The sequence below is a fragment of the Streptomyces sp. NPDC020422 genome (genome assembly GCF_044386705.1).
In the GTDB taxonomy this organism is placed as follows: domain Bacteria; phylum Actinomycetota; class Actinomycetes; order Streptomycetales; family Streptomycetaceae; genus Streptomyces.
The window spans coordinates 256967-274646 of the sequence record NZ_JBIRVJ010000001.1 but is presented as its reverse complement, the minus strand read 5'-3'; the positions used below and the strand labels follow the sequence as shown (position 1 = coordinate 274646).

The following is a 17680-nucleotide window of genomic DNA, read 5'->3' as shown; positions in this document are numbered from 1 at the left end:
GCTAGCTGCGGAGCGGGCCTTCACAGGTGAAGGAGGACGTGCCCGCGACCCTCGTGGACCAGATCTCCACCGGGCCGAAGGAGCAGTTCATGTCGGCGAGGTTGTTCGAGGCGGCGCCGGCGCGGTCGAGGATGAAGTAGTCGACCGTCTCGGACATGTCCTTGAAGACCCGGTCCGGGTTGTTCGCGTCCGCCAGGTTGGCGGTGATCCGCCCCGTACAGACGAAGCGCTTCTTGCCGGGGTCGCCGTTCTCCACGCAGTCGGGGTTGTTGTAGGTGGCGGTGGCGAAGGCGGAGCGGACCGCCGCGGCGGAGCTGTCGCGGAGCTGCTCGTTGGGCGTGTAGGCGGTGTTGGGCACGTAGAGCTTGTCGACCTGGGCGATCTGGGTGTCCAGGAAGCGGTTGTAGGCCGCCTGGAGGCCGGGGTCGGCGCTCATCCGCTCGCGCCAGGCGTCGAAGCCGGCCACGTCGTTCGCGCGCAGGTTCGCGTACATCTCGCGCAGCAGGGCCGGGCGCTCGGTCCACAGGAACTCGAAGAACGTGCCCGCGTAGTTGTAGAAGCGGAAGCCGTCGCCGTCGTACGTGGCGTGCAGCAGCTGGCGGACGCTCATCCGCGGGCCGCCGCCGGCGGTGTCGTTGATGATGCCGCGGACCAGGGACTTGCGGACGGCGATGCCGTTGTCGCGGGTGGCGCCGTCGAAGAACTCCGCGGTGCCCTCGTCCATCGCCGTGGTGCGGTCGTTCTGGTACCAGGGGCCCTCGCCGAAGAAGCCGGGGACCGCCCAGCGCCCGTTGAGGTAGTGGGTGTACTCGTGCCGGAAGAGCTCTTCCAGGGTGAGGCTGGAGTCCTGCGGGACGCGGCGCTGGTAGGTGTAGAAGGTGGCGCCGTTCTCGATGTAGATGCCGCCGTTGTTGGTGCCGTACCCGGTCAGGATCGGGTGGTAGTTCTCGTAGTCGGCGCGGGAGGCGTAGAGCACGATGTTGAGCGTGCCGTTGGGGTCGCCGGCGAGCGGCTGCTCGGTGCCGAGGACGCGGTGGTACTGCGCCTTGACCTGCTTGCTCGCGTAGTAGAGCTGGTCGACGGTGGCCCGGTCGAGGGCGGTGCGGACCTTGATGCCGCCGTTGTCGTACGTGTACGTGTAGGGGAACAGCTTCTTCTCGATGTCGGCCTTGCAGACGTGGTAGGGCGCGCAGGCCTCGTAGAAGTTGAGCCAGGAGACGATCTTGGCCCACTGTTCGCTGCCGGAGCCCCAGTCGGCCTCGACGGAGCCCACCAGGCCGCCGAGGTCGGCGACGACGCCGTCCCTCAGGCCGTCGATCTGGCCGAAGCGGCCGTACTCGCCGAGCGCGTCGCGGGCCACCCAGGCGTTGGCCGTGCCCTTGAGGTGGGTGTAGCGGGCGAAGGACTTGAACACGGCGCGGTAGGCCGGGTCCGCCTTGGCGGCGGCCTGGAAGGCCGCGTCCTGGTTGCCCGGGTACACGCCCAGGTAGTTCACGGAGAGCGCGGCGAGGGCCGCGCCCGCCCAGGTGGCGTCCTTGTTGGTGGCGGTGTGCGCCGCGTCCATGGTGGCGAGCACCTTGACGATGAGGCCGAGCTGGTGCTGGCGCAGACCCGGGGCGCTGCCGGCGTAGAGGGCCTCGCGCAGCGTGCGGGCGTTGGAGGCGGTGACGTCGAAGGTGCGGGCGGCACTGCCGAAGGCGGCTATGGCCTGGCGCATCGCGTCGACGGTGGGCGCGTCGGTGACGTCGATCTCGGTGCGCGAGTAGTCGTGGTACGCCACGGCGTGCAGATAGGTGAACATCTCCTCCAGGTGGGAGGAGTTCCTGCCGTCGTGCGCCGCGGACAGGGCGGCGATGCGCCGGGACACGGCCTGGACGTGGGCGTCGGACATGACGGGGGCGAGCCGGGCGTCCCAGGTCCAGATCAGTCCGCGCAGGCAGCCGTCGGCGGTGACGGCCGGGTCGGCGAGGAAGTCGGCGAACTGCTCGGGCGACAGGCCGGTGATGCCGTCGAGGGTGCAGGGGACGCCGGAGGCGAGGGTGGGGGCCTCGGCGGCGCGGGCCGCCGACAGCCCGGCGGTCTTCGCCGTGCTCTTCGCGGGGCCCGGGACGCGGGCCTGGGCGCCGGTGCCACCGGGGGCGGGGGCCGGGGCGGGCTTGTGCGGCTTGGCGTCGGCGAGGTGGTCGACCTCGTCGAAGGGGTTCGCGCCGGTCGCGGGTCCCGCGGCGAAGGCGGCGGGCAGGGCCGCCGGGCGCCCGGGGGCGGCGGCGGGGGCCGCCTGGCCGACCGCCTGGCCGGCGGAGGCGACGAGGGCCACCGCCACGGCGGTGGAGAGAAGGGCGGAACGCACGGCTCTGTGCTGGGTCACGTGGGGGCTCCTGGTCGGGGAGGGCGTGAGGGGTCGTCGCGGCCAAGGTCCCCGGCTCACTAGGGACTTGACGGAGTACCGTCACCGCGTGAGCTGTAACATAGTAATGTGAAATTGCACTGACAAGACCTGTGCACCCATCAGTTCCCCGGCTTGCCCGGAGGTGTCGTTCGCCGGCGGGGCGCGCGCGGGCCCCTAGGCTCGCCGCGTGAGTGAGGGCGAACGGTCCGGCGCGGAGCGCGTGATGCTGATGGCGGCCCTGTTCGCCATCCCCGTCCTGAAGCTGTCCTGGACCCTCGGCGGCGGCAGCGCCGCCCGGGACGCGCTGGGCACCATGGGCCCCGAGAACTGGCTGGACGTCATGAGCGGGATGTTCCTCCTCGAACCGCTCCTGTCGACCGTGCTCGGCGTGGCCGCCGCCCGCACCTTCTACGTCTACCTCGGCGACCGCGGCCGCGGCCCCGCCCACCCCGGGCGGAGCTTCGCGGCGGCGGCCGGCGCGGCGGCGATCGTGCCGGGCGCGCTGGCGCTCGCCATCGGCTCGCTCAACGGCTGGGCGTGGGGGCTGACCGCCGGCGCCCTCGCCTACGCGCTGCGGCTCGGCGCCGTCCTCGACTTCCGCGCCGGACGGTACGCGGCCGGCCACCGGCGCCTGCGCACCCCCGGACCGCTGCGGCGGACGGCGGACGCGGCCTGGGCCGCGGGCCTCCTGCTCACCCTCGTCGTCCTGCCCTGCGCCGCCCTGGCGGCGGCGCTGGACGGCAGGTCCTGGACCGGCGTGGTGCGGTGCGACGTGAACACCGGCTCCGGCCCCGTCCGCACCCGCCTGATCGAGCTGGAGCGCGAGGGCGACGGCGTGGTCGGCTGGGCCGTCGCGGCCGGCGGCGTGGTCAACGGCGTCGACTGCGCGGGCGACGAGGACGACGTGATCCGCGAGCCCTGGTGGCGCGCCTGAGATCGCCGGGCCCGGCGGTTACCCTGTCGGCCCTGACGGGAGCCGATACGAGGAGGAACCATGGCGCGGATGCCGTCGGCCGAACGGCGCCGGCAGCTGGTCGAGGCGGCGGTGCGGGCGATGGCCAGGGACGGCGTGGCGCGTACGACGACCCGCTCCATCTGCGCCGAGGCGGGGGTGTCGCTGAGCGTCTTCCACTACTGCTTCGACTCCAAGCAGGCGCTCCTGGAGGCCACCATCGAGTCGATCACGGGCAACTTCGTCGCCCGTGTGATGTCCGCGGTGGAGCCCAAGGAGACCCTGCACGAGACGGTCCGGGGTGCGCTCGGGACGTACTGGGACCACGTCACGGCCCACCCGGCCGAGCACATGCTGACCTACGAGCTCACCCAGTACGCCCTGCGCGAGGAGGGGTTCGAGCATCTGGCCCGGGCACAGTACGAGCAGTACGTGGCCTCGGGGGCCGCCCTGATCGAGCAGGTCTGCGCGGTGTGCGGGGTCGAGCCGCGGATGCCGCTGCCCCTGCTCGCGCATCTGCTCGCGGCGATGATCGACGGCCTGACCCTGCAGTTCCTCGTGCTCGGCGACGACCGGGCCGCGGCGGCGCTGCTGGACGCGACGGCGGAGCAGCTGGTGGGGCTGCTCGGGGGCTGACCGGGGGCCGCTCGGCGGCCGGACGGGGGGCCGGGCACGGGGCCCGGCGGCCCTGACACATCATCAACAGGTCATTTGACCCGGACCCTTGACTCACTCGGCGATCCTCGCGATCCTCGGGCCGAAGCCGTTGTTACCGCAAGAAACACCCGGCGGCCCCAGCCCGGTACCCCCCTCATGACCGAAGGCATCGCTGACCATGAATCGACCAACAACGCGCAGAGCGGGCGGGCGGTTCGCCCTCGTCTCGCTCTTCATCGCCCTGGCCACCGTCGTCTTCGGTGCGGGGCCGGTCCCCGCGGCCGACGCCGGCGGTTCGTGGTGGGAACCCACCGCCCGCCCGGGCCCCGACTCCCAGATCAACGTCACCGGCGCGCCGTTCAAGGGCACCGACGCCCAGGGCAAGGTGCGCGGCTTCGTCGACGCGCACAACCACCTCATGTCCAACGAGGGCTTCGGCGGCCGCATGATCTGCGGCCGGACCTTCTCCGAGGCGGGCGTCGCCGACGCGCTCAAGGACTGTCCCGAGCACTACCCGGACGGCTCCGGCGCCCTCTTCGAGCACCTCACGGGGGGTGACAACGGCAAGCACGACCCGGTCGGCTGGCCCACCTTCAAGGACTGGCCCGCCCACAACTCCCTGAGCCACCAGCAGAACTACTACGCCTGGGTCGAGCGGGCCTGGCGCGGCGGCCAGCGGGTGCTGGTCAACGACCTGGTCACCAACGGGCTGATCTGCTCGCTGCTGCCCCGGGACCGCGGCTGCGACGAGATGGACGCGATCCGCCTGGAGGCCCGCAAGACCTACGAGATGCAGGCCTACATCGACAAGATGTACGGCGGCGCCGGCAAGGGCTGGTTCCGGATCGTCACCGACTCCGCCCAGGCCCGCTCGGTCATCGAGCAGGGCAAGCTCGCGGTCGTGCTCGGCGTGGAGACCTCGGAGCCCTTCGGCTGCAAGATGATCCTCGACGTGGCCCAGTGCGACAAGGCGGCCATCGACAAGGGCCTCGACGAGCTCTACTCGCTCGGCGTGCGCAGCATGTTCCTCTGCCACAAGTTCGACAACGCGCTGTGCGGCGTGCGTTTCGACAGCGGCACCACGGGCGTGGCCGTCAACATCGGCCAGTTCCTCTCCACCGGCACCTTCTGGGCCACGGAGAAGTGCGCGGGGCCGCAGCACGACAACCCGATCGGCCTGGTGGCGCCCGCCGCGATGGCCGAGAAGCTGCCGCCCGGGGTGAGCGTCCCCTCGTACGCCTCGGACGCGCGGTGCAACACCCGCGGACTGACCCGGCTCGGCGAGTACGCCGTGAAGGGCCTGATGCAGCGCGGCATGATGCTGGAGCTCGACCACATGAGCGTCAAGGCGGCGGGCCGCGCGCTCGACATGCTGGAGGCCGAGGAGTACCCGGGTGTCATCTCCAGCCACAGCTGGATGGACATGGACTGGACCGAGCGGGTCTACCGGCTCGGCGGGTTCGTCGCCGAGTACATGCACGGCGCCCAGGGCTTCGTCGGCGAGGCCGCGCAGAAGGCCGAGCTGCGCAGGAAGTACGGGGTCGGGCTCGGCTACGGCACCGACATGAACGGCGTCGGCGGCTGGCCGGCCCCGGGCGGGGCGGACGCCCCGAACGCGGTCACGTACCCCTTCCGCACCTTCGACGGGGGCTCGGTCGTCGACCGGCAGGTCACCGGCGAGCGCACCTGGGACCTCAACACCGACGGCGCCGCGCACAACGGCCTGGTCCCGGACTGGATCGAGCAGATCCGGCTGACCCCCGGCGGCCCGGGGGTGGTGGACGAGCTGTCGCACGGGGCGGAGTCGTACCTGACCACCTGGAAGGCGACCGAGAAGCACGAGCTCGGGGTCGACCTGGCGGCGGGGCGCCCGGCCTCCGCCTCCAGCACCCAGTGGTGGAACCCGTTCGTGAACTACTCCCCCGGCCTGACCGTCGACGGCGACACCGGCACCCGCTGGGCCAGCGAGTGGTCGGACGACCAGTGGCTGCAGGTGGACCTGGGCGAGGTGCGCCGGGTGGGCAGGGTGACCCTCGACTGGGAGGCCGCGTACGCCCGGGCGTACCGGATCGAGCTGTCCCAGGACGGCTCGGCCTGGCACGACGCCTGGTCCACGGAGGCCGGTGACGGCGGCTACGACACGGCGGAGTTCGCCTCGGAGCCCGCCCGTTACGTGCGGATCCACGGGGTCAGGCGGGCCACCGGCTGGGGCTATTCGCTCTACGAGGTGACGGTCAACCGCTCCTAGACCGGGAGCGTCGCACGAAGGGGCCCGCCGGACCGCGTCCGGCGGGCCCCGCTCGTGCCGGCTCAGCCGGCGGCGGGGCCGGTCCAGTCGGCGGGAACGCGGGCGAGCCTGACCCGCTGGGGGTGGTCGCCCACGTCCACGGTGGCCACCCGGCGGCCGGTGGCGAAGTCGATGGCGGTGACCCGGTCGGCGCCGCTCTCGGAGATGACGCAGGACCTGCCGTCGCCGCTCACGGTGGCCCAGTAGGGCTTGCTGGCCTCGACGAGCGGGCCCTGCTGGAGGGTGGCCCGGTCGACGACGGTCGCGTAGTCGTCCATCGTGCCCGCGACGCACAGCTTGGCGCCGTCGGGGCTCATGGACAGGCCGTGGTGGCGCGAGTCGTTGACCCAGGTGGTGCGGTCGGGGTCGGTGGCCGGGTTGCCCGGCAGGACCTTGGCCCGGGTGATGCGGTCGGCGGCCACGTCGTACTCCAGGAAGCCGTTGTAGAAGGAGACCTGGAAGTAGAGCTTCTTCTCGTCGGGGGTGAAGACCAGCGGGCGCACGGCGTCGGAGAGGTCCCCGCGGCCGAAGGCGTCGAGGCGCTCGCGCATGTCGATGACCCGGACGGTCTCGAAGGTGCGTGCGTCGACGACGGTGATCTTCCGGTCGCCCTTGGTCCAGTCGAGCCAGGGGGCGTCGAGGGCGGTGGTGACCTCGCCGATCGACATGTTCCACAGCTTTCCGTCGGCGGTGAAGACGTTCTCGTGGGGCTTGTCGCCGGTCTTGAAGGAGCCGACCTGGCGGCCGGTGAGGATGTCGAGGACGTGCACGGTGTTCGCGGTGGAGGCGGAGACGGCGACGCGGGTGCCGTCGGGCGAGACCGCCATGTGGTCGGAGCGGTAACCGGCCACCGGGAAACGCCAGTTGATCGCCCCGGTGCGCAGGTCGATCGAGACGACGTCGGCGAAGCTGGGCCGCGAGACGACCATCGCGGAGCCGTCGGGGGTGGCGTACATGTCGTCGACGAACTGGTCGTGCCCCTCGCCGGGGCCGCTGCGCACGCCGAGGAAGTAGGCGAGCCTGATCGGGTCGAGGTGGATCTCGCGCAGCCGCTCCTCGCGGTCGGGGATCACGTTCACCCGACCGATGCGCGCGAAGTCGCCACGGGAGGCGATGACATCGGCGGTGCCGTCCCAGTTGTTCCCGACGAACATCACCTCGCGCAGCGCCGCGGCGCCCGCCTGCTCCGGCGGCGCGGCGGCACCGGTGCCGCCGACGGCCGCCAGCAGGGCGAGGGCGGCGGCGAGGGCCGTGCCGAGCCCGCGGCGGGGCCGGTGGTGGGGGCGTGGCCGGTGGGGAGAGGGCATGGGGGTTCCTTCTTCCGGATCGGAGAGGGGGGACTTACCCGAGGTAACCATGGACATGCCACGCCCAACAAGCCCTGGGAAGAGGCCGGTTACCCCCGAGTAAGACCCTGGCCCGAGGGCCTCGCACAGCTCCCGCACACGACCTTCACGCCGCCCACAAAACGGCTGGTAGAAGCCCTGTCGGCTGGATCTCGCTCAGGCAGAATGCGGGGCGAAGGCGACGGTAGCGGGCGCGGAGGGGCGTGGTCTTGCCGGTGGGGTCCTTGGCGATCGAGCGGATACGAGTGCTGCGGCGGGCGACCGGAGTGGGCTCGGGGCTCCAACGCGCGCAGTCCTTCCTGATTCTGGCCACGCTCCTCTACCGGGGGAGCCATCTCACGGTCGGCGTGCTCGCGGTCGCCCAGCACCGTCAGGACCATCCCGCGCAGTACCTCGGGCTCGCCGCGGCCCTGGGGCTGAGCCTCCTGCTGTACGGGGCGGCGCTCACCCGCGGCTGGTTCGACCCGCGCCACGTCTGGGCGGACGTGCTGGTCACCGGCTGTCTGCTGCCCCTGGCGCTGTACGCCTGGGGCGGGGTGCGGGAGACCCCCGCGCTCGGCTGGGCGATGCTGCTCGGCGGCTCGGCCAGCGGCGTGGTGTCGGTGGCGCTCCCCCGGCTGCAGGCGCTCACGGCGCTCGCCCTGCTCGTCGGCACCCATCTGATCGGCTATCACCTGGTGGGCGCCAGTCGGGCCGTGCTCGGCGGCCACGTCAACTCGCTGCTGTCCTCCGCCGTGATGACCTGGGTCTTCTGGTGGTACCTGCGCCGGCAGGGCCGGCTGCTCGACGAGGCCAACGCGCGGGCGCTGGCCGCCGAGACGCAGAAGGCGCGGTACGCCGAGCGCCTCCAGCACCACCGGGCCCTGCACGACACCGTTCTGGCCACCCTCACCACCCTCGCGGCCGGCGGCATCGACGCCAACGCCCCGGAGGTGCGCGAGCGGTGCGCCAAGGAGGCCGCGTATCTGCGCCGGCTGATCCAGCAGACCGCCGACGAGGTCCACCATCCCGAGATGGGCGCCGCCCTCGAAGAGGCGGTCAGCTCCGTGGAGAGCCTCCAGCTGAAGGTCACCGCCCAGTACCACGAGCTGCCCGCGGTCCCCCCTGAGGTCGCGGCGGCGTTCGCCGACGCGGCGCGGGAGGCCCTCAACAACGTACGGCGGCACGCGGGCACCGGACACGCCTACCTCACCGCCGTCGGAGCCGCCGGGCCCGGGGGTTGCGACGGCACCGAAGGCAGCGCCGACGGCTCCGACGGGGACCCGGGCGGGCCCCGGGGCGCCGTCGTGACCGTGGTCGACCGGGGGCCCGGCTTCGACCCCGAGCGCGTGACACCCGGGCTCGGGCTGCGCCGCTCGGTGCACGGCCGGATGGCCGAGGTCGGCGGCCGCGCCACCGTCGACAGCGCCCCCGGCGAGGGCGTGCGGGTGGAGCTGAGATGGCCCGGGTGATCACCGTCGCCGTCGTCGACGACGACCGGATGCTCATCGACGGCATGCGCTCCTGGCTGGGCCAGGTCCCCGAACTGCGGGTGGTGGCGACGGCGTCGACCGTCGGCGAACTCCTCACCTCGGGCCCGCACCTCCCGCCCGACATCGTCCTCCTCGACCTGCTGCTCCGGGACGGCTCGGTGCCCGCCGACAACATCCGGCACGTGCTGCGCTCCGGCAGCCGGGTCCTGATGATCAGCACCGTCCCCGACCGGACCCGGATCATCGAGGCGGTGCGGGCGGGCGCCGACGGCTACCTCACCAAGGACAACGACCTGCCGACCCTGGTCGCGGCGATCAAGGACGTCGTGGCCGGGCACGGCGCCCACTCCCCCGAACTCGCCTTCGCCTGCGCGCACGACAACAGCCCCTCCCGGCCGCGGCTCTCCCCCAGAGAACGTCAGATCCTGGTCGATTACGCCTCCGGAATGACCCTGAAATCGGCCGCGCGCCGGGCCGGGATCACGGTGCACACGGCCAAGGACTACCTGGACCGGGTCAAGGCCAAATACCAGCAGGCGGGCCGCCCCGCGTACACGAAGATCGACCTCGCGGTACGGGTCCGCGAGGACAGCATCGACGGGGTCTGAGCACGGGCGGGGGCCCCGCAAGCCCCCCAAACGGACGGCTGCAGGGGGCAGGGCCCCCCTTCCTAGGGTCGAGCCCGGCAGACGCGGCCGATCGCCACGGCGCCGGCCGCGTTCCGAACTCCCTCTTCCCTCACCCCCCTGGAGAGGCAGATGACGAATCCGTACGCCTGTACCACCCCGGTCCCGGACCACGCCCCCCTGCACGGAGGCCATCTCGTGGGCCGGGGAACCGAGATGGGGCGGATCGCGGACGCGCTGGCAGCCGCCCGGACCGGGCGCGGCGGGACGGTGGTCGTCACCGGCGAGCCGGGCGTCGGCAAGACCCGGCTGGCCGCCGAGGCGATCGCGGCGGCCCGGGACGCGGGCATGGCCACGGCCCGTGGCCGGGCCGGCACGGTGGGTGCCACCGTCCCCTACCGGCCGCTGGTGGAGGTGCTGCTCGCGCTCCACCGCGCCGAGCCGGCGCCGGGCCCCGAGGCACCGGGCCCCGACGCCCTGGGCCCCTACGGACCGGTCCTCGCCCGGCTGCTGTCCGACCCGCGGGGCGCGGACGTGTCCGCCGACTCGCCCCTGCTGGTCGCCGAGGCGGTGCTGCGGCTGATCGCCGTCGTCGGCCGGGGCCGGGGCTGTCTGCTCGTCCTCGACGACCTGCACGAGGCCGATGCGGGGACCCTCGCGGTCGTCGAGTACCTCCTCGACAACCTCGGCCACCTGCCGGCCCTGCTGCTGCTCACCGCCGAGCGCGGCCCCTGCGGCGCCGTCGCGCTCGCGGCCCGGGCCCGCCAGGACGGGGTCGCCGTCGTCGTCGACCTGGCGCCGCTGGGCAGCTCGGCGGTACGCCGGCTCGTCGCCGCCGAACTGGGGGTCGCCCCCGAGGAGGTGAGCCCCGCGCTCGTCCAGCGCGCGGCGACCGGCGGCGCGGGGCTGCCCTTCGTGGCCAAGGAGCTCATCCACGGCCTCGGCGGCCTCGCCGCGAACCTGCGGCTGCGCGCCGCGCGCCTCGGCCCCCGCGGCGGGGAACTCCTCGACCTGGCGGCCCAGTTGGGCCCCCGCTTCCCGCTCCCGGTGCTGCGGGAGGCGATCGGCTGCGCCGAGGCCGAGCTGTCCGGCCTGCTGGGCGCCGCGACCGCCGCCTCGCTCGTCGTCCCGGACGGCCCCGGCACGGACTGGTACGCCTTCCGGTATCCGCTGGCGGCCGAGGCGTTACGGGAGACCCTCGGCCCCGTCGAACACGCCGGGTACGCCCGGCGCGCGGCCCGTGCCCTCACCGCGCTGCACCCCGGTCTGCCCGGCGCCTGGTGCGCCCGCGCGGCGGAACTCCACGAGCGCGCGGGCGACACCGCCGAGGCCGTCCGCCGCTATACCGAGGCGGCCCGGCGGGCGACCGCCGACGGCGCCCCCGACCATGCCCTCGACCTGCTCACCAGGGCCCACCGCCTGTCCGACCCGGACGCCGCCCCGGAGCCCCACGCGACGCTCCTCGAAGAGCTCCTGGACACGGTCGCGTGCTCGGGCCGGCTGGAGCGGCTGCCGTGGGAGCCCGGCCCGACCGTGCCGGAGGCGGAGCCCTGGCCGGCCGGGGGATGCGCGGTCCCCGCGGGACTCGCCCTGCCCGCCGCCCGGCGCGCGGGCCTGCACGCCAGGCTCGCCGAGATCCAGGTCCTGGCCGGACGGCCGCGGGAGGGGCTGCGGGAGCTCGATCTGGCCCGGCGCCTGGTCGGCGACGACGACGAGGCCGTCGCCCGCGTGGAGCTCGCGGCGGCGGCCGTGGAGCCGGGGCGGCTCGCGCCCGAACGGCTGCGCACCGCCGAGGAGTCGGCCCGGCGGGCCGTCGAGGCGGCCCACCGCGCCGGCCGTCCCGAGCTGGCCTGCCGGGCCCTGCTCGCCCTGGCGCGACTGGTGGGCGAACACGACGGGACGGCCGCGCCGGCCCGTCTGGAGGAGGCCCGCGCGCTCGCCGAGGCGCACCGCCTCCCCGAACTGCGGCTCTCCGCCGACCTCGGCCTGGCCCGCTTCGAGGCGCGCCGTGACGGGCGGATGGCGCCGGTGGAGCGGGCCAGGGCCGAGGCCCTGCGGGCGGGGCTGCTGCCGATCGCGCACGAGGCGGGGGTGGAGCTGGCCCTCGACCGGGTGCGGCGCTGCGCGTTCGACGCCGCCGGGGAGCTGGTCCACGAGGGGATCGCCGACGCGTCCCGGCTGGGCCTGGGCCGGGCGCTGTCCCGGTGGCGGCTCGCCGACGCGGTGCGGTGGGCCCACCAGGGACGGCGCGCCGAGCTGGGCGAGGCGCTGGGGCGGCTCGCCCCGCTGATGGAGGCGGCGCCGGGGGTGCGGCCGATGGCGTACGGGCTCGCCCGGGCGTTCTGCTCGCTCCTGGAGGAGGACCACGAGGCCGCGGAGCGGGAGTTCGCCCAGGCCCTCGCGTACGACGCGGAGAATCCGGCGACCGGCGAGTTCGGCCGCCACGGTGTCGTCCTGCTGCTGGGGGTGCTGGCCGGGCGCATGGGGTGGCGGCACCACGCGGGCGTCGCGGCGGCGAGCGCGGCCGGCGCGCGCTGGAACCGCCCGTTCGTGGGCCTCGCGCAGGCCGTGCTGCTCGGCCGGGAGGGCCGTCCCGGCGAGGCGACGGCGGCCGCCGCGCTCGCGCTCGACGCGGCCGGGCCCTACCCGGTGATCCGCCACCTGTGTCTGCGGCTGGTGGCGCGTGCGGCGTACGAGGACGGCTGGGGCACGCCGGTGGAGTGGCTGCGCGAGGCCGAGGAGTACTTCCACGGCGCCGCCCTGCCGGCCCCGGCGGGCGCCTGCCGTGCCCTGCTGCGCGGGATGGGCGCGCCGGTCCGGCAGCGGCGGTCGGGGGCCGATCGGGTGCCGCCGGGGCTGCGCCGCTGTGGCATCACCGTGCGGGAGTTCGAGGTGGCGAGACTCCTGGCGGAACGATTCGGCAACCGTGACATCGCGGGTCGGCTGCACATCTCCCCCCGCACCGTGGAGAAGCACGTCTCGAGCCTGCTGCAGAAGACCGGCCACCCGACCCGGGCGGCCTTCGCCTCGGCGGCCCGTGAGCTGGTGGTCGGCCCGGCCTGACAGGACGGGGCGGGCGGGTCACCCGACCCGCCCGCCCCTCACCGGTCGCGCCTTCCCGTCACGCCCGGCTGACCACGTTCCCCGGCACGTCCGCCACCGCCAGGTTCACCACCCGGTCGAAGCCGCTGTCGAGGTCCTCGTCACCGTGGTGCACGACCAGCAGGGCGCGGCCCTCGGTGCGCTCGCGCAGCATGTGCAGGACCAGGGCGCGGCCGGCGTCGTCCAGGTTGGCGAAGGGCTCGTCGGCGAGGTAGACGTCGGCGTCCTCGCCGAGGAGCGCGGCCACGCCGAGGCGCTGGCGCTGGCCGGAGGAGAGCTCCGAGGGGAGCTGGTCGGCGAGGTCGTCCAGGCCCATGGCGGTGCGCAGCCGCTGGTCGGTGACGAGCTCGCGCACGGGCAGCGGCGGCAGATGGACCGGGGAGGTCAGGCTGGCGACCCGGGGCGGCAGGGTGACCGTGCCGCTGTCCGGGGCCAGGGTCCCGGCGACGATGTGCAACAGGGTCGTCTTGCCGCAGCCGTTGGGGCCGCGGAGCAGCACGCGCTCGCCGGGCCGGAGGCCGAAGTCGGGGATCGCCACGGAGGTGGCGCTCTCGCCCTCCCCGTCGGCGCCGCCCTCGGCTCCGTACCGGACGCGCGCGCCGCGGACCAGGACGAGGGGGCCCTCGTCGTGGTACGGGGCCGTCTCGGCGCCGCGCAGGCTCTCGATCCGCTTGAGGACGGCCGTGTTGCGGCGGGTCTGCGGGATCATGTTGACGAGGTCGAAGATGCCGTTGACGGCCCGCCACAGCGAGTTGACGAAGGCGAGGAAGCTGCCGAAGGACATCCGGCCGCTGAAGACGAAGAAGGCTCCGATGACCATCGACGCCGTGTCCGACAGGTTCATCACCAGGTCGCTGAGCGTCCGCTGCCGCTGGGCGAGGCGGTAGTTGGCGTAGGTGAGGCCGAGGAAGCCGCGCAGCGCCTCCTGGTTGGCGGCGCGGGCCCCGGGCAGGAGCGACCGCAGCCCGCGCAGGGCGTGGAAGGCCTCCAGGGTGCGGGTGAGGGTGTTGACGTACCGCGCCTCGGCCTCGCGCTCGGGGTCGGTGTTCTTCTCGATCCTCCGGGCCAGGTCGTTGCTGACGAGGACCAGCGGCGGAATGATCACCAGCAGGATGAGGCTGGCCTGCCAGGACAGGTAGAGCAGGACGCCGAGGAAGACGACGGAGGCGCAGGCCTGGCGGGCGATGCGGATGCAGACGTCGACGGCCGGCAGCACGCCCTCGCGGACGTCGTTGTGGATGCGGCTGACGTAGGAGGCGTTGCCCTCCTCGGACACCTTCCGCCCGTCGAGACCGAGGGTGCGGCCGAGGAGTTCCGTCTCCAGGCGGAGGACGAAGGCGTTCTCGAACCGCTTGCGCCACAGGCCGAGCCCGTAGCCGGAGAGGTTGAGGGTCAGGCCGAGGAGCAGGTAGCAGCCGCCGAGGAAGAGGAACCTGCGGAAGTCCGCGGTGAGGATCGCCTGGTCGAACAGGGCCTTGAGCAGCAGCGGGTGCAGCAGGGCCTCGGTCCCGCCGAAGAGGGCCTCGCCGACGAGGATCCCGACGAAGGGGCGCTGGTGGCCGCGCAGGGTGCGCCAGATCTGCTTCACCGGGACGTCCCGTCGTGCCGGTCGAGCTCGTCGAGGAGGAAGTCCGCCGTGCCTCCGTGGTTGGCGCGGTGCAGCACCCGCAGCACGCCGGCGGAGCCCGTGAGGTAGTCGGTGGAGCAGCGCAGCAGGCCCTCGCCGGGGACGCCGAGCGGGGTGACGCCGTCGCGGCGGGGCACCTCGAAACGGGCGGCGGGTTCGAAGAGGAACACGTCGCGGACGAAGTCGAGCTGGCGCAGGGCCGTCTCGCGGTAGGAGTCGTCGCCGGTGATCCGCGCGGCGTCGAAGAGGGCGTCGGCGATCCCGCTCATCCCGAAGGAGTAGCCGGGGAGCACGGAGTGGCCGACGTCGAGGGCGCGCAGCACGTTCCGCGCCGAGTCGAGGTCGCCGTAGCGCAGCAGCACCTGCGCCACGCCCGCGGATCCCACCTCGATGTACGGCTCCATGGTCCCTTCGTGCTCGAACATGATCAGGCCGCTGTCCTCCAGGGGCCGGGCGTGGGCCATCTCCCAGGCGAGCGCGTCCCGGCCGAGTTCGAGGTAGCGCTGTTCGCCGGTGACCTGGTGCATCCGGAGGAGGAACATCGCCACGCCGGCCTGCCCGAAGCCGAGCCCGGTCAGCGGGCCCTCCTCCGAGAAGTCGTTGAGCCAGTAGGCGCGCCGGCCGTCCCGCTGGACGGTGTCGAGGAGGACGCGGGCGCAGTCCTTCGCCGCGGCCAGGTCGCCCGGGTCTCCGCCGCGCAGGTAGAAGCGCAGGTTGGTCATGCCGATGCCGGACAGGCCGTAGTAGAAGGTGTGGTCGGCGGTCTCGGTGGCGCGTCGGTTGGCGTGGCCGAGGAGCTCCTTGGCCTGGCGGCCGAGGCCGAGCGACTCGGCGGACCAGGCGATGCCGGCGAGGCCGCTCATGAGGCCGTCGGGGTAGGCGTCCAGCTCGATCCTGGTCAGCTGCTGGCGCAGCCAGTCGCGCCACTCGTGCCGGATGGGGACCCCGGAGGCGTTCAGCGCCCACAGCACGCCGCTCGCGCCGAAGCCGAGGCTGAGCGGGTTGGTGACGTGCGCGAACGGGTCGACGGGGAAGAGCGTGGCCCGGTCGGTGTCCGCGGCGGCCTCGACGAAGGCGGCGACGCCGGCCTCCGTCTCGCGCAGCCCGGGCAGCTCCGCGACCGGCCGGAGCGGACGCACGGACGCGACCTGCGCGAGCAGCTCCGCCTCCTGTGCGTCGAGGATCTCGACGACGTCCGCCAGGCTGACCCGGGCGGCGGCGAGGTCGGTGACCAGCCGGTGGACCCGCTCGGGCCAGCCCAGGCCGTCGAAGAAGGTCTTGTACGTGTCGAGGACGTCCTCGCGCAGGTACGACATGGCCGCGATCGGGAAGACGAAGTACGCCATCGTCGAGGCGAGGGAGAAGAGGTCGCCCTCGACGCCGGCGGCCTTGAAGCCGCGGCGGGAGAGGCTGAAGCCGGGGGTGTAGAGCTCGACGGGCTGGTCGAGTCCCGCGTCGGCGGGCTGCGCGGCGGTGCCCTCGACGAGCCGGCAGGTCTCCAGGTCGACGATGGTCACGTCGTAGGTCTCCGGGTCGATCAGCAGGTTCGCCGGAGTGAAGTCGCCGAGGACGACGCCGCGTTCGTGCGCGGCGCCGATGGCGCGGGCGAGGCCGCGGAAGACGGTGATGAAGATGCGGAGGAACTCGCGGGAGCGCGCGGGGTCGAAGCCGGGCCGGGCGAGCGGGTTGTGTTCGAGCAGCACGGAGCGGATGTCGGTGCGGTCGACGAACTCCTCCGCGATGTAGTGGTGTTCCCAGTGCCGGAAGCGGGCGATCGGGTCCGGGTAGGCCTCGACGTCGGCGAGCCGGTTGAGGAACATCCACTCGCGGCCGAGCATGTCGACGGCGTCGTAGCCGCGGCGCGGGTTGAGGTTGGTGTGCGGGCGGGCCTCCTTGAGGACCACCCTGCGGTCGTCGTCCAGGGTGTCCTCGGCGGTGTACACGCCGCCGCTGTTGGAGAACTGGAGGGCTCCGGTGACGCGGAAGCGGCCGCCGAGAAGGCCCTCCCCCTCGGCCTCCTCGGCGGGCTTCCAGTCGGTGAACGGCCAGGGCACCCACCAGGGGTGGGTGTTCCCGACCCGCCGGTCGTCGGCTTCGGGCTGACCGTCGGGCCCCAGGATGTGCGGGATCTTGCGCCCGAGGATGTCGACGGTGTGGGTGGACAGGAGCTGGCCGTAGCGGAAGTACAGCGACTTGCTGTCCCGATAGCGCAGGTCGGAGAGCACGTACGCGCCCTCCGCCCCCTCCAGGAGGCGGGCCAGGTCGGCGAGGCACGTCCTGAATTCGTCCTCGTCGCGCGGGTAGACGGTGAGCAGCTTGCCCCCGCTCCCCCGGGACATGGCCTTGGAGTTGAGCATCTCGTAGACGTTGAGGTCGAGCGCGATCTTGAAGTCGATCTCCCGGCTGACCAGGTGGCCGATCACCGTCGCCGCGACCTCCCGCACCTGGCGGTGGCCGGCCGACACGTGGATCTTCCAGCCCTGCTGCGGCAGGTCGGGGTTGTGCCGATGGCTCCACCAGATTCCGCTGCGTACGAAACGCGCCCGGGTCCGCTCGTCGAGGTCGGCCAGGAAGTGGTCCTTCCTCGGCTTGTAGTACACGTCGAGCGGGTCGAAGAAGAGGGTGTCGTTCCAGGCGAAGAGAAAGCGGTGGACCCATCGTTGGTCGCGCATGTCAGCCTCTGTGGTCGTCGAGGTGCCGCCGACGGCAGCGGCAGGGCGATGTGGCCACGGTCCGGGCGGGGGACGTTCCGCCCCCGCCCGGACCGTGCCGGCCGTGCTGGTGACTACTCCTGATCGTTCTTGCAGCAGTCCGCGGCGCTGCTCGTGAGGGAGCAGGTTCCCGCCTGGGCGGCGGTGGTACGGGGCTGCAGGTTCTGGAGTTTGAGGACGCTCATGTCGTCTCCTCAGTGTCGTGAGCGCGGGACCGGAGCGAACCGGCCGCGCCGGCGATTACTGCGGGTCGTTCTTGCAGCAGTCCGAGCCGGAGCTGGTGAGGGAGATGCTCGCGGCCTTGCTGGAGGTGGTGCGGGGCTGCAGGTTCTGGAGCTTGAGGACGCTCATGTCGTCTCCTCCTGGTCGTGTGCGCGGGGTGCGCACGCTGTGGGTTTCCGTCTGCCGTTCGGCGCCGAGCGACATGCGCAAGTCAACGCGATCCGTCCGGAGGGCACATGGGAGCTCGGACCCCATAATTCCGGCGCGCGTCCCCCAGGAAAGGCGGGTG

General features: G+C 73.3%; 12 protein-coding genes. 6 read left to right on the top strand and 6 right to left on the bottom strand.

Features of this window, described 5'->3' with window-relative positions; genetic code table 11:
• Position 1: 1 nt before the first annotated feature.
• Complete coding sequence (locus ACH414_RS01285; protein ID WP_391768086.1) at positions 2–2368, bottom strand: collagenase; 2367 nt, start codon at positions 2366–2368, stop codon at positions 2–4.
• A gap of 208 nt (positions 2369–2576) precedes the next feature.
• On the opposite strand from ACH414_RS01285, the gene ACH414_RS01280 reads away from it, so the two are divergent.
• From ACH414_RS01280 to ACH414_RS01270, 3 genes are all read left to right on the top strand, one after another.
• Positions 2577–3323, top strand: coding sequence for a hypothetical protein (locus ACH414_RS01280; RefSeq protein ID WP_386561783.1), 747 nt, complete (start codon positions 2577–2579; stop codon positions 3321–3323).
• A 60-nt stretch (positions 3324–3383) separates the two neighbouring features.
• A complete protein-coding gene (locus tag ACH414_RS01275; protein ID WP_382544689.1) occupies positions 3384–3977 on the top strand; it encodes a TetR/AcrR family transcriptional regulator in 594 nt (197 codons plus the stop codon).
• Positions 3978–4176: 199 nt separating this feature from the next.
• Positions 4177–6246 (top strand): discoidin domain-containing protein, encoded by a 2070-nt coding sequence (locus ACH414_RS01270; RefSeq protein WP_382544692.1) that lies wholly within the window; start codon positions 4177–4179, stop codon positions 6244–6246.
• A 62-nt stretch (positions 6247–6308) separates the two neighbouring features.
• Here ACH414_RS01270 and ACH414_RS01265 read toward each other — a convergent pair whose 3' ends face one another.
• A complete protein-coding gene (locus tag ACH414_RS01265; RefSeq protein ID WP_382544695.1) occupies positions 6309–7592 on the bottom strand; it encodes a YncE family protein in 1284 nt (427 codons plus the stop codon).
• A gap of 263 nt (positions 7593–7855) precedes the next feature.
• On the opposite strand from ACH414_RS01265, the gene ACH414_RS01260 reads away from it, so the two are divergent.
• The 3 genes from ACH414_RS01260 (at position 7856) to ACH414_RS01250 (ending at position 12792) form a co-directional block, all read left to right on the top strand.
• Entirely contained in the window at positions 7856–9082 is a 1227-nt protein-coding gene (locus ACH414_RS01260) for a sensor histidine kinase (RefSeq protein WP_382544698.1), read from the top strand.
• Positions 9070–9711, top strand: coding sequence for a response regulator (locus ACH414_RS01255; protein WP_382544701.1), 642 nt, complete (start codon positions 9070–9072; stop codon positions 9709–9711). Before ACH414_RS01260 ends, ACH414_RS01255 begins: the two co-directional genes overlap by 13 nt.
• A 150-nt stretch (positions 9712–9861) precedes the next feature.
• On the top strand, positions 9862–12792 hold the full coding sequence (locus tag ACH414_RS01250) for an AAA family ATPase (protein ID WP_398940519.1): 2931 nt from the start codon (positions 9862–9864) through the stop codon (positions 12790–12792).
• Between the two features lie 58 nt (positions 12793–12850).
• On the opposite strand, the gene ACH414_RS01245 is transcribed toward ACH414_RS01250, so the two are convergent.
• The 4 genes from ACH414_RS01245 to ACH414_RS01230 all read right to left on the bottom strand — a co-directional run bounded on the left by ACH414_RS01245 (position 12851) and on the right by ACH414_RS01230 (position 17520).
• The gene (locus ACH414_RS01245) at positions 12851–14419 is read right to left on the bottom strand and encodes an ATP-binding cassette domain-containing protein (RefSeq protein WP_398940518.1); all 1569 of its coding nucleotides are present in this window, start codon (positions 14417–14419) and stop codon (positions 12851–12853) included.
• The gene (gene lanKC, locus ACH414_RS01240) at positions 14416–17130 is read right to left on the bottom strand and encodes a class III lanthionine synthetase LanKC (RefSeq protein ID WP_382544708.1); all 2715 of its coding nucleotides are present in this window, start codon (positions 17128–17130) and stop codon (positions 14416–14418) included. The genes ACH414_RS01245 and lanKC overlap by 4 nt, the downstream gene beginning before the upstream one ends.
• Before the next feature lie 113 nt (positions 17131–17243).
• The gene (locus tag ACH414_RS01235) at positions 17244–17354 is read right to left on the bottom strand and encodes a class III lanthipeptide (protein WP_382544711.1); all 111 of its coding nucleotides are present in this window, start codon (positions 17352–17354) and stop codon (positions 17244–17246) included.
• A 55-nt stretch (positions 17355–17409) separates the two neighbouring features.
• A complete protein-coding gene (locus ACH414_RS01230; protein ID WP_382544714.1) occupies positions 17410–17520 on the bottom strand; it encodes a class III lanthipeptide in 111 nt (36 codons plus the stop codon).
• Positions 17521–17680: the final 160 nt, after the last annotated feature.